This window comes from Sediminibacterium soli, from assembly GCF_009939225.1.
GTDB classification, from domain to species: domain Bacteria; phylum Bacteroidota; class Bacteroidia; order Chitinophagales; family Chitinophagaceae; genus Sediminibacterium; species Sediminibacterium soli.
Window position 1 is genome coordinate 64,994 of sequence record NZ_JAACJR010000006.1, and the last position, 14,554, is coordinate 79,547.

The window sequence follows — 14,554 nt, forward strand, 5'->3', positions numbered from 1 at the left end:
GGTATGCGGTATCAGGAATACGACGATTTGATGTGCTGGATGATACCCGTGGTGGAGAAACCTTCCACAATGGGGTTGATCACCACGCGGCCGCCGTTGGCAAGCACTTCTTTTGAACCGGCGATCTGTTCAACGGTATAATCGCCGCCTTTTACAAGTACATCGGGCAGGAGCGATTGAATAAGATGCAAAGGCGTATCTTCTTCAAATAGTACCACGGCATCCACCATTACCAGGGAAGCGAGAACAAGTGCGCGGCTTTTCTCGTGGTTAACCGGGCGGCCCGCTCCCTTGAGCTGGCGGGTGCTGCTGTCGCTGTTCAAACCCACCACCAGGTAATCGGCTTCTTTGGCTGCCTGCGAGAGAGAGAAGATATGCCCCTCGTGCAGTATGTCAAAACAGCCGTTGCTGAAGGCGATACGCTTGCCCAGTAAACGCCAGCCGGCCACCAGTCGCAGCAGGTCGGGTAGCGCAAGGATCTTTTTCTCTATCGATTCAACTGCTTTCATGTGTTTTCTTTTTGTTGTAAAGCGGCAGCAGGATCAGGCACAGAGACCCTACCAGCAATACGATGATGAACTGTGCAAACCATTGCAATGTGCCGTTGGCAAAACCTATCTCGAAGGGGATATTGTTTTTCTCAAGCACCGCGGCGATAAAATACGCATAGGCCCCGATGCCGCCGGGTGTGATGATCATGCCGATGCTGGCAAAGGCCAGCGCCGATAATGCGTGCTGCATACCGAGGCCGGTAGTGCCTTCTGTTGCCATAAACCCGATCCAGGTGCCGCCGATGTACAGTATCCAGATGGTGGCGGTGTATGCCAGGAACGCCCATTTGCGCTGCAGGTTGCGGATGCTGAGCAGCCCTTCCCAGATGCCCTTTAATATTTTTTTTGCGAGTATCACCACCTGCAGGTGCGAGAACTGGCGGAACCATATCCTTATCGCCACCACGATGGCCGCCAGGATACCGATCACCACGGCCACACGTATCCAGGAAAAATGGCCGGTGCTGTTCTCGAAGAGCTGTTTCAGCAGCTGCGAACCGTATTCGCCCACCACATCGTACTGCGTGATCATGGCCAGCAGGAAGATGATGGCAAGCGACAATACATCCACAGCTCTTTCGGCAACGATGGTGCCCACCAGTTTTTCTGCCGGCACTTTTTCATAACGCGCAAGAATGGTGCATTTCAGCACTTCACCCAGCCGGGGTACGGCCAGGTTGGCGAGATAACCGATCATTACCGCAAAGAAAGTGTTGGATATCCGCGGATGGTAACCCATCGGCTGCATCAGCACTTTCCATCGCAGCGCACGAACCATATGGCTCGCGGAAAGAATCAGGAACACGGGTATGATAAGGTAATAATTGGCTGTCTGCAACGAGCGTTTGAACTCCCCCCATTTCTCTTTGGGAATATGGTGAAGGCTCCACCATATCAGAAACACACCAATGCCCAGGAATATCAGGTATTTTAATAAGGGAACGATCCGTTTTTTCATAGCCCGTCTATGCATGCAAGTTACGCAAACAAATCAAGCACCGGGCAGCGGCATATTATCGATCAGCCTGACCCCTCCGATAAAGGCTGCAACCAGTGCTACCAGTGAACGATGGCCATCCCAGTTGGTTACAGGCGTTAAGGTATCAGCATCGCAGAGGGCTATATAATCCACCTTGTCGAAGCCTGCCTGCAGAATGGCCTGCGTGGCGGTTGCGGTTAATTGCGACAGGTTGCCGGGTTGAATAGACTGCCCTATTTGGGTAAGGGTGGTATAAAGTGCAGCGGCCTGCTGCTTCTGCATCTCGTTCAGGCGTTTGTTGCGGCTGCTCATCGCCAGTCCGGAAGCTTCCCGCACGGTGGGTACCGGCAACAGTGAAATAGGCCAGTGCTTCAGCATGATCAGTCGTTTTACCACCATGCATTGCTGGTAATCCTTTTTGCCCATGAACAGTTGATCGGGCATGACAATACCGAGCAACCTGTCCATTACCTGGCATACGCCCTGGAAATGCCCGGGTCTGTGAAACCCTTCGAGTATGGTTTCGAGATAACCCAGATCGTATACCGGCAGCCGGTCTGTTCCTTCGGAATAGATCTCTGCCACACCGGGCAGGAACAGGATATCGCAACCCGCTTGTTCAAGTGCCAGCAGATCCGTATCGAGGGTTACCGGGTATTTGGCAAAATCCTGCGGGTCGTTGAATTGCGTGGGGTTGACAAAAATACTGGCCACGCAAAGGGCTGCGCCCGATTTGCAGGCGCGGATCAATTGGATATGGCCTTCATGCAGGGCGCCCATGGTAGGCACAAAGCCGATCGACAGTCCGTTTTCAGATTTGGTTCTCAGGTATTTAGTAAGCTCATCCGCTTTTTTGAACAGGATCATCGGATCGGGTTAAATGGGGCAGAGCCCGTTAGTTATTGCTTTTCAGCGCTTTTTATGTACCTTCGCCAACTCTTTTTAGAGCATCGTATTAAAATTCATGCGCTGATGTCAACAAAGAAAAGGATTTTATTCATTGCTACTGAAATGTCGCCTTACCTGGAACTGACCGAGTTTGCAGAGGTGATCAACCGGCTGGCTATTAAGAGCAATGATAGCGGGTTGGAAGTAAGGTGCATCATGCCCCGTTTCGGTGTGATCAATGAGCGCAGGCACCGTTTGCATGAAGTGGTGCGTCTTTCGGGTATCAATGTCACGGTAGACAACGATGATTACCCTTTACAGATCAAAGTGGCTTCCCTGCCCAATGCCAGGCTGCAGGTATATTTTCTCGAGAACGAAGATTTTTTCAAACGCAAGCAGATATTTCACGATGAAGAGGAGAAATGGTTCGAGGACAATATGCTCCGTACCATCTTTTTCTGCAAGGGCGCGCTGGAAACCGTTAAGAAATTCGGCTGGCCGCCGGATATTATCCATTGCAGCGGCTGGATGACAGGTCTTATACCTGCGTATATCAAGACAGCCTATAAAAAAGAGCCCGTATTCAGCAACAGCAAAGTGATCTTCACCATCGGCCAGAATACGTTCAAGGACAAACTGGGCGCCGATTTTATACAGAAAGCGATTATCAACGCCAATATCAAGGAAAAGGATCTCGAGGTTTTCAAAGAAGCCAGTAATACCGCACTATTCAGGGGCGGGGCTGCTTATGCGGATGCCATTACGTTCGGCGCCGACAAAGTGGATAAAAAACTGGTGGAGGAGTTCGCCAAAGTGAAAGGAAAGAAGGTGGTTCCTTTCAAAGGATGGGATTCCGATTTAACAGAGTATTTAGAATTGTACAACGACCTTGCGGGCAAGTAACTTACTGATACACATGCATTCCCTTATTACACTGCGCAACACACTGATTGCTTTTATTGTTTCCGCTGCGTTTCTTTCTGCATGTACGCGTATCAGTTCCACCGAACTGGGGCGCGACCTGATACCACCCATCGACGGGGTGTTCACCAAAGATACCCTGCTGGATGTGATCACCGATTCGTTTGAATCTACCGATACCACAAGGATCTATTCCTCCGATAATGCCGTATTCGGCACCATCAGCAACGATCCCCTGTTTGGCAAGAGCCGCGCATCGATGTTTTTTGAGCTGAAGCCCGCGGCCTATCCGTTTTATATTCCGGGTCATAAAGACAGTATCGTGGTTGACTCTGCGGTGCTGATCCTGGGTTATTCGGGTTTGTACGGAGACTCGATGCAGCCGCTGCGTCTTACCGTTTCCGAGATCAGCCAGAGTACACGTCTGATCCTGAACAGGGCTTACCCCGCGGAATACCCGGGTGTAACGCCCGTAACCACCGCTGCTGCAATGGCTCCGCCTCTGGCGCTTGATATCAGACGTATTCCCGATTCGGTGAACAACCGGTTCGAGAATGCAAAGAACCAGATCAGGATAAAGATGAACGCGAATATTGCGAAGCGTTTCATCAAGGACTACGATTCCACGAACGCTTACCGCAGCGACTCTGCTTTCCGCACTTATTTTGCGGGCTTTGCACTGACCACCGATGCCGGTACGCCGGCCAATGCACTGGTAAAGATCAGCCTCGCCGATACGAATACCAAGTTTGCCCTGTATTACAGTTCAAGTTCTACCGGCGCAACCCGGAGAGACACTTCGGTAACCTATTTCAAATTCAGCAGTTCCACGGGCGGGTTTGCCAATTTTGTTGTTCGGGACAGAAGCGGAAGCGAGGCGGCCCAGCACCTGACCACTACCTCCCGGCCCGATTCGCTGGTGTATGTGCAAACCAGTCCGGGTACCTATGTGCGCATCAGGGTACCGGGTTTGGCAAGTCTCTCCAACCGTATTGTTCACCGCGCCGAACTGATAGCGGAGCAGGTGCCCGATGATGCCAACCTGCAGACCATCGAAAAACAGATGCTGCCCCCGCGCTACCTTTTGCTGAGTGTATACGACTCTGTAAAAAAAGTGAAACGCAACATCACCAACGACTATATACTGAGCTCCAATGGTCCGAATATGACGGATTTCGGTGGTTTTGTTACCTCCAAAGCCGCTACCGGGTACGACAAGATTTCTGCCTATACTTTCTCGCTGACCCGTTATGTGCAGGGTATTGTTACCCGAAAGGACACGGCATTTACCCTGCGGCTGTCGGCGCCCACCAATGATTCGCTGCTGTACAAAACGCCATATCCCGATCTAACGATGCCGCTGACATCCTATATCACGCCCACGCTTGCCAACGATGCGGGCATCGGACGTGTTCGTCTCGGCGGGGGTACGCATTCCCGGTTCAGGATGCGTTTACGGGTGATTTTCTCCCGTATCTGACGCTTTGACGATAGCGATTGTCATTTGCTTTATATTTGCACCCATTAAAACAAAACATATATGCCTTACCTGTTTACTTCCGAGAGCGTATCTGAAGGACATCCCGATAAAGTGGCCGACCAGATATCCGATGCGTTGATCGACAATTTCCTTGCATTTGATGCCCAGTCCAAAGTGGCCTGTGAAACACTGGTAACCACCGGACAGGTAGTGCTTGCAGGAGAAGTAAAGTCGAAAGCCTATCTCGATGTACAGGAAATCGCACGCGGTGTGATCCGTAAAATCGGTTATACCAAGAGCGAGTATATGTTCGAAGCCAACAGCTGCGGCATTTTCTCTGCCATTCATGAGCAGTCTTCCGATATCAACCAGGGTGTTGACCGCAAGAAAAAAGAAGAGCAGGGCGCAGGCGACCAGGGCATGATGTTCGGTTATGCTTCCAATGAAACCGAAGACTATATGCCGCTGGCACTCGACCTGGCACATAAGATCCTGATCGAACTGGCCGCGCTGAGAAGAGAGAACAAACAGATCAAATACCTGCGCCCCGATGCAAAAAGTCAGGTTACGCTTGAGTACGACGATAACAACCAGCCTGTCCGCATCGATGCGATCGTGGTATCCACGCAGCACGATGATTTTGACACAGAAGCGAAAATGCTGGCTAAGATCAAAGACGATATCGTTAAGATCCTGATCCCCCGCGTAAAAGCCAAATACAAGAAATACGCAAAACTGTTCAACGATAAGATCAAATACCATATCAACCCAACCGGCAAGTTCGTGATCGGCGGACCGCACGGCGATACCGGTCTGACAGGCCGTAAGATCATCGTGGATACCTATGGCGGTAAAGGCGCGCATGGTGGCGGCGCATTCAGCGGAAAAGATCCCAGCAAGGTAGACCGTTCTGCAGCCTATGCAACCCGTCATATCGCTAAGAACCTGGTGGCTGCCGGCGTTGCCAGCGAAGTGCTGGTACAGGTTTCCTATGCCATCGGTGTGGCACAGCCCACTTCCATCAGCGTAAATACATTCGGCACTGCGAAAGTGCAGCTGACAGACGGACAGATCGGTAAGATCGTGGAAGGGGTATTCGATATGCGTCCTTATTTTATCGAGCAGCGTCTGAAACTGCGTACGCCCATCTACAGCGAAACGGCTGCTTACGGTCATATGGGCCGTAAGAACGAAGTGGTGACCAAAGAGTTTACATCACCCGACGGTAAAGTGAAAAAAGTAAAAGTGGAACTGTTTACCTGGGAAAAACTTGACTATGTTGCGAAAGTGAAAAAAGCTTTCGGACTGAAATAGTTCTAATGAATAGGAACGGAAACCTCTGCTTTACAAGGCAGAGGTTTTTTATTTTCGGATATTGAAACCGTTGTTATGACAGAAAACCCATGGAAGATAACAGGAGAAAAACTGGTTTACGAAAATCCCTGGATATCCCTTACACAATACGATGTGATCACACCCGGCGGTACGGACAGTATCTACGGGAAAGTGCATTTCAAGAACAGGGCGGTTGGTATTGTTGCCCTTGACGGGGAAGGGTGTATCTGGCTGGTTGGCCAGTACCGTTTTGTGCTCGACGAGTACAGCTGGGAGATACCCGAGGGAGGCTGCCCAGTGGGCACGGATATGCTGGACAGTGCAAAAAGAGAATTGCTCGAGGAAACAGGCCTGAAGGCATCGGAATGGGAGCCGCTGCTGTCCATGCATGTGTCCAACTCCGTCTCCGATGAATGGGCAGAGGTATTTATTGCACGCGGCCTTACACAGCATGAGCCGGAACCGGAGGATACCGAGCAGCTGCAGGTAAAAAGGGTTCCTTTTGAAGAAGTCTATGCCATGGTGGAGAAGGGAGAGATCACGGATTCCATCAGCGTGGCGGCCATCCTGAAAACCAAATTAGGGATGGTGCAGGGAAAATGGAAATAGTACTTTTGCAAGATGCCTGTTAAACAAAGTTCACTTATTATCGGCCGGCAGCCGCTGGTGGAAGCCCTGCAATCGGGTAAAGCCATCGATAAAATACTGCTGCAGAAAAACGCTGCCGGAGAATCCCTGTCCCTGATCAGGCAACTGGCCCGCGAACAGCAGGTGCCCATACAGCAGGTGCCGGCGGAGAAACTCAATTACCTCACCAAGGCCAACCACCAGGGTGTGATCGCTTTTGGTGCGCTGGTGCAGTACATGGACCTGCAGCAGGTGATAGACCATGTGGTATCGGAGGGAGCGCCGCCTTTGTTCCTGATGCTGGATGGTATCACCGATGTACGCAATATCGGTGCCATAGCCAGAACGGCGGTATGCTGCGGCGCGCAGGCCATCATCATACCCGATAAAGGCGTGGGCGCCATGAACGAAGAAGCCATGAAAAGCAGTGCGGGTGCACTGGAAAAAGTGCATATCTGCCGCGTGAGCAGTTTGCTGAAAGCGATAGATACGCTTCATTTAAACGGCATACAGGTGTTCACCAGCGAAATGCGTGCGGAAAAAAATGTGTACGAACTGCCGTTCGCCGAACCCTGCTGTGTAATTATGGGAGCGGAGGGGAAAGGCGTACAGCCTTATCTTGCCAAAGCCGCAGATTATTTTTTCAGGATACCGATGGCGTCGTCATTCGACTCCTTTAACGTGTCTGTTGCGGCGGGTATCATTCTGTACGAGGCCATGAAACACCGTATGCAGTGATGCCAGCAGCCACCTCATCCATACAGAACCGGTTACCGGCGCTTGTCGAATGTCCGCGGGATGCCATGCAGGGCTGGCCGCACCCGATACCCACCGAAAAAAAGATCCGTTACCTGCATGCGCTGTTACAGGTTGGTTTTGACACACTCGATTTTGGCAGCTTTGTTTCGCCGAAAGCGATTCCGCAGATGGCCGATACAAAAGAAGTGCTGGCGAAGCTTGATCTTACCGGCTCCGCAACCAGGTTACTCGCCATCGTTGCCAATACCCGCGGCGCCGAAGAAGCGGCTGCCTTTGATGCCATCCGCTTCCTGGGATTTCCTTTTTCCTTGTCGCCCACCTTTCAGCTGCGCAATACCAACAGCACGATGGAGGAAAGCCTGCTGCGCCTGGATAAGATCCAGGAGATCTGCACCAAGCGCAACAAGGAACTCGTGGTGTATCTAAGCATGGGTTTCGGCAATCCCTATGGTGATCCCTACGATGCGGATACCTTGCTGTATTGGGCCGGCCAGATGGTGAAGCGGCAGGTGAGGATCATTTCGCTGGCGGATACCGTAGGGCTGGCCACGGCTTCGCAGGTACAGTCGGCGCTTGCTGCATTGCTTCCGCAATACCCGGGTACGGAATTCGGTGTTCACCTGCATGCCAGCCCGGCCAACTGGAAAGCAAAATTTGAAGCCGCCTGGCAAACCGGCTGCAGGCGTTTTGACGGTGCTTTAAAAGGCATTGGCGGATGTCCGATGGCGCAGGATGAACTGGTGGGGAATATGAATACGGAATGGATGATAGCCTACTTTGCAGAAAACGGTATCGATACCGGCATCCGGCAGCAGGCGCTGCAGAAAAGCCTGCTGCTGGCTTCGGAAATCTTTATGTAACGACCGCATATGAAATTTCATTTTTCGTTTGATATCAAAAAACCGGCGCAGCAGATCACGCATACGCAGAAGCTATTGCTGATCGGCTCCTGTTTTACCGAGAACATCGGTGAGAAACTGCATAAGCATAAGTTTTCCCTGCTGGAGAATCCAAACGGCATCCTGTTCAACCCTGTCAGCGTAGCAGAGGCGCTTCACCAGTATATCGACAAAAAACATTTCCAGGAACAGGATCTCTTCGAGTGCAACGAGGCCTGGCATAGCTGGAAACACCATAGCCGTTTTTCGGGGATCACGGCGGCGGAGAACATCGAAAAAATCAACAAAGCCACCGATCGTGCACACAACTACCTGAAAATGGCCGATCAGCTGATGGTCACCCTTGGGTCTGCATGGGTGTATACACTTACGGCCGAAGCACCGAACGCTGTTCCCGGATCAGTGGCTGCTAATAACCACAAGGCGCCGGCATCCTGGTTTTCCAGGCGGTTGCTGGAAGCGGGAGAGGTCATCGCTTTGTTTGATGCATTGTTAACCAAACTGAAAGCGGTTAACCCCTCGCTGCAGGTGATCTTTACCATCAGCCCGGTACGCCACCTGCGGGAAGGTGTTATCGAGAATAACAGGAGTAAAGCGGTGTTGATACAGGCCGTTCATACGCTGGTGGAAAAACACGAAACGGCTTATTATTTTCCTGCCTACGAACTGGTGATCGACGACCTGCGCGATTATCGTTTTTATGCCGATGACCTGGTGCACCCCAACTACCAGGCCACGCAATATGTATGGGAGAAATTCACTGCTGCCTGCATGACGGAAGAGACCCTGTTGCTGATGAAGGAGATCGCGGAGATCAATATCGCGTTCCAGCATAAGCCTTTTAACCAGAGCTCGGAGGCGCACCGCAGATTCCTGGGAAAATACCGGGACAAGGTAGAACGGCTGCAGGAAAAGCATCCTTACCTCAGCTTTGCCGAAGAACGAAACTATTTTGCAGGCGCATCACCGCAATAAAATGCTACAGCGATCAATGTATCCTGTCGCCGCGGATCTCCATATCGTTCATGACATCGCTCTCGTATGCCAGCCATTGTTCCCAGCGCTTTCTGACGACCGGTTTAGCCATATAGGTTTCGGCCAGATCGATAAACAGGGTATAATGCCCTGCTTCGCTCTCCATAAAACGGCGGTAGAACTGCTGCAGGTAGGTATCTGCAAGTCCCTCGCTTAACCGTTTGAATCTCTCGCAGCTCCGCGCTTCTATCAGGGCCATGGTAAGCAGGCGGTCAAGGAAGCGGTCGTCCGGGTGCCCGTCTTTTTTCTGAAACGCGAGCAGCTTGTTCACATAGATATCCTTACGCTGGCTGCCCAGCTTCAGTTTTCTTTTTTTCAGTTCGTTAAGCACCAGTCTGAAATGCCCCCATTCCTCCGCCACGATGGGCGCCAGCTCAAACACCAGTTTTTCCCTGTCAGGGTATTTCTGGATCAGGCTGATGCAGGTGGTGGCTGCTTTCTGTTCGCAATAGGCATGGTCGGTCAGTATGGCTTCGAGCGAAATCCCTGCCAGGTCCACCCATCGCGGATCGGTAGGTAGCTGCAGGCCAAGGATGTTTTTTGTATGATGGGAGAGGTCGTCAGACATATTTTATGCTGCTTTGCGGCAGGCGTTTACCGCTGGCCGATTCCCGGCAAATATCCTCCACAATCCTTTAGCTTTGGCAGATGTACCCCGACGATTTTTTACAGAAGAAATTGCAGGAGCGAAAACAGCGGCAGGCTTTCCGAAGCCTCTCCCTGCCGGGAACAGGGATCGATTTTTGTTCCAACGATTACCTCGGTATTGCCCGCAACGCCCTGTTGCAGACCCCCGGTCATGGCTGGTCCGCAGGGTCAACCGGGTCAAGACTTTTGTCGGGCAATTACGCACTGATAGTGCAGGCTGAAGAGGAACTGGCGGATTTTCACCAGGCAGATGCGGCGCTGATCTTCAATTCGGGCTATGATGCCAATACCGGGCTGCTGTCCTGCATACCGCAAAAAGGCGATACCGTTTTATACGACCAGTTATGCCATGCGTCTATCCGCGACGGGATACGTTTATCTTTTGCCGGCGCGTTTGCTTTTGCCCATAATGACCTGACCGACCTGCAGAAAAAACTGGAACGCGCCGCAGGAAACTGTTTTATCGTAACCGAATCCGTATTCAGTATGGACGGCGATACCTGTCCGGCCGAAGCGCTGGTGGCGCTTGCCGAAAAATACGGTGCCCACCTGGTCATCGACGAAGCGCATGCCACCGGTGTTATCGGTAACAGGGGCGAGGGCCTGGTACAGTCCCTGTCATTGCAGCAAAGGGTGTTTGCACGCATCCATACATTTGGCAAGGCCTGCGGCTGTCATGGGGCGGTGGTGCTGGGATCAGTTGCTTTGCGTGAGTACCTTGTCAATTTCGCGAGGAGTTTTGTGTTTACCACGGCGCTGCCGGAGCAAAGCATTGCGCATATCCGCAGGTCGTACCAGTTGTTTCCTGCTATGACGGAAGAAAGGGAGCGCCTGGCGGGTCTGGTCCGGGTATTTCAAAACGCAGCCATGCCGTATACCAGGCTCGCGTCGCAGACACCCATACAGGGTATCGTGGTGCCGGGTAACGAGAACGCCAGAAAACTGGCATACAGGCTGCAGCAAAAAGGGCTGGATATCCGCCCTATTCTGTATCCGACCGTACCTGCGGGAATGGAACGGCTACGCATTGTGCTGCATGCTTTTAACACCAGGGAAGAAATGGACCTGCTTACCGGTGAATTGCAACGCGAATATGCCGGGGTTTTGTAACTTTAGGTACCGATTGCCCATGCCGCACAACCGTAATTTTATATACTGGATAGACAAACGCAACTGGAAATATTATTTCCTCATGCTCTCTCTTGAACTGGCGCGATAGCGTCAATATAGTGTTTATTGCTGTCTGCCGTTTCATTCATTATTCATTACCAACTATTCATTTCAGCCATGCCGCATTACCATACGCTGGGATCCATCCCGCACAAACGTCATACCCAGTTCCGGAAACCCGACGGGGGATTGTATTCCGAACAGCTGTTCTCTACCGAAGGGTTCAGCAACGACTACTCCCTGCTGTACCATATGCATCCGCCCACACAGATCACACATACCGATGCTCCTGTGGATATGATGCCGATAGTTGCCGAGGAAAAAATGCTGAAGCACCGGAGTTTTGAAGGTTTCCGCATACAGCCTGAAGACGATTTTCTCAGGAGCCGCAAACCTGTTCTTGTCAATAGCGACTGCCATATCGTACTGGCATCGCCCAGGCAGGGCATGAACGATTATTTTTACAAGAATGCGGATGCCGACGAAATTTTGTTCATACACGAGGGCTCGGGCAAATTGCTGACGCAGTACGGGGAACTGTCTTTTGCCTACGGCGATTACCTGGTAATACCGCGGGGTACCATCTACCAGATCAGGTTTGAGACAGACCGCAACCGCCTGTTTATCGTGGAAAGTTTCAGCCCGGTGCGTTATCCGAAAAGATACCTGAGTAAATATGGCCAGCTGCTTGAAAATTCTCCCTATTGCGAAAGAGATATCCGGGCGCCGCAATTGCTGCAAACGATAGCTGCTTCGGGCGATTTTCTGATCAAAACAAAGAAAAAAGGCATACTGTACGGGTTGCATTACGCCCATCATCCCTTTGATGTGGTGGGCTGGGACGGGTGCTGCTACCCGTTCGCATTCAGCATACACGATTTTGAACCGATCACCGGCCGGGTACACCAGCCGCCACCGGTGCACCAGACATTTGAGGCCAATAATTTTGTGGTGTGCAGTTTTTGTCCGCGTCTGTACGATTACCACCCCAATGCAATACCCGCGCCGTATAACCACAGCAATATCGACAGCGACGAAGTGCTGTATTATGTGGACGGCGATTTTATGAGCCGGAAAAATGTAACCCGCGGAATGATCACCCTGCACCCCGCGGGGATCCCGCATGGTCCGCATCCGGGTGCTGTTGAAAAAAGCATCGGCAAAAAAGAAACCGCGGAACTGGCGGTCATGGTAGATACCTTTCACCCGCTTCAACTAACCACCAGCGCCCTCGAAATCGAAAACGAAGGATATACGATGAGTTGGGCGGAGTAGGTAATTTGAAAATTTGGTAATTTGAAAATTTGAAAATGGGGATGGGTAAGTTGTTTTATGGCTTTATTGTTATATGGCTGTAGGGTTGGGTGAATAGGGTTAAACAGTGTAGCAATGCAGCCATATGGCAATTTAACCAGGTAATCATGCAGATTTCTGCTTCGGTACGATTTTTTAACCCATAGTTCTGCATCTTCAAATTTTCAAATTGTCTGATCTTCAAATTTTCCTTAATTTTTACCATCTAAAAAACCAAGCCATATGATCAAATTCAGCGACATTAAAATCGGGGATTATGTAAAGGCGGAGTTCGAAGGAAAGAACTGGGAGGGTGAGGTGACACGCCTGAACGGAGACGAAAAGCAGGTGGAGGTAACCACCCAAGTACAACCCTTCTGGTTTTCGCCGGAGCACCTGTATCCGATACCACTGGACGAGGATGCTTTGCTTAAACTGGGTTTTCACCGCCAGACGAGCGACGATGGCTCGGTGAAATACATGAAGGGCTCTTTCCGGCTTGTAACACCCACACCGAACGATTTCTCACAGATCGAGATGTGGTACAGGGAAGACAGGCGGCATCATCCCGATGTACATTATATTCACCAGTTGCAGAACCACTACCTCGCTATGACCAAAGTGCATCTTACCGATGCGCCTATGTAATACCTGATTGCCCCATTCATCACAAAAGCCTGGGACACTTCCGGGCTTTTTGTATATTGGTTACCCCCTGGCTAATCCCAGGTAACAATCATGAAATACATTCTGTTGTCAGCATGGCTGTTTTCGGCACTGACCGCGGCAGCACAGGAACCCAAAAATTTTTCGATCAAAGGAACCATTGGCAGCAGCCGGCTGCCTGTTGAAAAAGTGTTGCTGAGTTACCGTTCGGGTGAACAGTTTGTGCGCGACAGCGTATTGCCGAAAGACGGACGCTATTCCTTCACCGGTAACATTCAGGAACCCACGCAGGCAACGCTCTATGTAAAATATGCCCCCGATGCCAAGGGTGAGCCCGTAAAGCCATCGCGCAGCCGGGATTATGTGTTCTTCTTCATGATGCCGTCACCGATGGATCTGAGCTCTGTTGATTCTTTTGCCAATGCAACGGTTACCGGTTCATCGGCCAACGATGATTTTCAGAAACTGACGGCACTACTGAAACCCGAGACAGAAATCAGCAATGCCTACGGCACCGCCTATACCAAAGCCAACAGGGAGAAAAATCCCGAAGCCAAAAAAGCAGCGGAGCACCTGCTCGATTCGATGGATCTGGTTATCCGGAACCTGTACGGTCAGTTCCTGAAAGCCAATCCCCTGTCGCCGGTGGCGGTATACGCGCTTACCCAATATGCGGGCTGGGATATCGATGTAAATGAAATAGAACCCCTGTACGGGAGATTAACCGCAGAACAGAAACAGTATGCATCGGCGAAAAGCCTTGCAGAGAAAATAGCAATAGCGAAAAAAACAGCGGTGGGCGTTATGGCGATGGAGTTTACGCAAAACGATACCCTGGGTGTACCCGTTACACTCAGTTCTTTCAGGGGCAAATACCTGCTGCTAGATTTCTGGGCAAGCTGGTGCGGCCCCTGTCGCGCAGAAAACCCCAACGTGGTGAAAACCTACCAGGCTTACAAAAACAGGAACTTCACCATCCTCGGTGTCAGCCTCGACAGGCCCGGCGACAAAGAAAAATGGATGGCGGCCATCCATGCTGATAACCTTACCTGGAGCCATGTTTCCGATCTCAGATTCTGGCAGAACGAAGTGGCCAAACAGTACGGCATACAGGCCATCCCCCAGAACCTGCTCATCGATCCGAAAGGAAAGATCATTGCCCGGAACCTGAACGGGGAAAAACTGGAGAAGAAACTTGCAGGGATATACGGAGGCAGGGGAGAATAACAAATTACCCGGCGCAGGTTGCCCGCACAATCCGCGATCGCCAACCGGAAAATCGCGCAATACCACCTATCTTGTA

General features: G+C 51.3%; 15 protein-coding genes. 11 read left to right on the plus strand and 4 right to left on the minus strand.

The genetic code is table 11. The features are described from left to right. Positions 1-11 precede the first annotated feature (11 nt). The 3 genes from rfaE2 to panC are packed head-to-tail and all read right to left on the minus strand — an operon-like array spanning position 12 to position 2,397. Positions 12-509 (minus strand): D-glycero-beta-D-manno-heptose 1-phosphate adenylyltransferase, encoded by a 498-nt coding sequence (gene rfaE2 / locus GWC94_RS04220; protein ID WP_161833780.1) that lies wholly within the window; start codon positions 507-509, stop codon positions 12-14. Further along, positions 496-1,509, minus strand: coding sequence for a lysylphosphatidylglycerol synthase transmembrane domain-containing protein (locus GWC94_RS04225; RefSeq protein WP_161833781.1), 1,014 nt, complete (start codon positions 1,507-1,509; stop codon positions 496-498). The genes rfaE2 and GWC94_RS04225 overlap by 14 nt, the downstream gene beginning before the upstream one ends. Before the next feature lie 33 nt (positions 1,510-1,542). Continuing rightward, complete coding sequence (gene panC, locus GWC94_RS04230; RefSeq protein ID WP_161833782.1) at positions 1,543-2,397, minus strand: pantoate--beta-alanine ligase; 855 nt, start codon at positions 2,395-2,397, stop codon at positions 1,543-1,545. Between the two features lie 105 nt (positions 2,398-2,502). Here panC and GWC94_RS04235 point away from each other — a divergent pair, with 105 nt between their 5' ends. From GWC94_RS04235 to GWC94_RS04265, 7 genes are all read left to right on the plus strand, one after another. Next, positions 2,503-3,321 (plus strand): glycogen/starch synthase, encoded by an 819-nt coding sequence (locus GWC94_RS04235; RefSeq protein WP_161833783.1) that lies wholly within the window; start codon positions 2,503-2,505, stop codon positions 3,319-3,321. Positions 3,322-3,334: 13 nt separating this feature from the next. Further along, positions 3,335-4,819 carry a DUF4270 family protein gene (locus GWC94_RS04240; protein ID WP_161833784.1) on the plus strand — a complete coding sequence of 495 codons (1,485 nt, stop codon included), beginning with the start codon at positions 3,335-3,337 and terminating at the stop codon, positions 4,817-4,819. A 60-nt stretch (positions 4,820-4,879) separates the two neighbouring features. After that, positions 4,880-6,133 (plus strand): methionine adenosyltransferase, encoded by a 1,254-nt coding sequence (gene metK / locus GWC94_RS04245; RefSeq protein ID WP_161833785.1) that lies wholly within the window; start codon positions 4,880-4,882, stop codon positions 6,131-6,133. Positions 6,134-6,208: 75 nt separating this feature from the next. Further along, the gene (locus GWC94_RS04250; RefSeq protein ID WP_161833786.1) at positions 6,209-6,763 is read left to right on the plus strand and encodes an NUDIX domain-containing protein; all 555 of its coding nucleotides are present in this window, start codon (positions 6,209-6,211) and stop codon (positions 6,761-6,763) included. 12 nt (positions 6,764-6,775) lie between these two features. After that, positions 6,776-7,519: a 23S rRNA (guanosine(2251)-2'-O)-methyltransferase RlmB gene (gene rlmB, locus GWC94_RS04255; RefSeq protein ID WP_161833787.1), complete on the plus strand. Its 744-nt coding sequence runs from the start codon at positions 6,776-6,778 to the stop codon at positions 7,517-7,519. Continuing rightward, positions 7,519-8,400 carry a hydroxymethylglutaryl-CoA lyase gene (locus GWC94_RS04260; protein ID WP_161833788.1) on the plus strand — a complete coding sequence of 294 codons (882 nt, stop codon included), beginning with the start codon at positions 7,519-7,521 and terminating at the stop codon, positions 8,398-8,400. The genes rlmB and GWC94_RS04260 overlap by 1 nt, the downstream gene beginning before the upstream one ends. A gap of 9 nt (positions 8,401-8,409) precedes the next feature. Then, positions 8,410-9,414: a GSCFA domain-containing protein gene (locus tag GWC94_RS04265; protein WP_161833789.1), complete on the plus strand. Its 1,005-nt coding sequence runs from the start codon at positions 8,410-8,412 to the stop codon at positions 9,412-9,414. 13 nt (positions 9,415-9,427) lie between these two features. Here the strand turns inward: GWC94_RS04265 and miaE are convergent, their stop codons facing one another. Next, positions 9,428-10,042, minus strand: coding sequence for a tRNA-(ms[2]io[6]A)-hydroxylase (gene miaE, locus GWC94_RS04270; protein WP_161833790.1), 615 nt, complete (start codon positions 10,040-10,042; stop codon positions 9,428-9,430). Positions 10,043-10,122: 80 nt separating this feature from the next. Between miaE and GWC94_RS04275 the strand changes: the two genes are divergently transcribed. From GWC94_RS04275 to GWC94_RS04290, 4 genes are all read left to right on the plus strand, one after another. Continuing rightward, positions 10,123-11,232: an aminotransferase class I/II-fold pyridoxal phosphate-dependent enzyme gene (locus GWC94_RS04275; protein ID WP_161833791.1), complete on the plus strand. Its 1,110-nt coding sequence runs from the start codon at positions 10,123-10,125 to the stop codon at positions 11,230-11,232. Positions 11,233-11,409: 177 nt separating this feature from the next. Further along, positions 11,410-12,567: a homogentisate 1,2-dioxygenase gene (locus tag GWC94_RS04280; RefSeq protein WP_161833792.1), complete on the plus strand. Its 1,158-nt coding sequence runs from the start codon at positions 11,410-11,412 to the stop codon at positions 12,565-12,567. Positions 12,568-12,828: 261 nt separating this feature from the next. Continuing rightward, the gene (locus GWC94_RS04285) at positions 12,829-13,233 is read left to right on the plus strand and encodes a hypothetical protein (protein WP_161833793.1); all 405 of its coding nucleotides are present in this window, start codon (positions 12,829-12,831) and stop codon (positions 13,231-13,233) included. Between the two features lie 90 nt (positions 13,234-13,323). After that, complete coding sequence (locus GWC94_RS04290) at positions 13,324-14,478, plus strand: TlpA disulfide reductase family protein (RefSeq protein ID WP_161833794.1); 1,155 nt, start codon at positions 13,324-13,326, stop codon at positions 14,476-14,478. Positions 14,479-14,554: the final 76 nt, after the last annotated feature.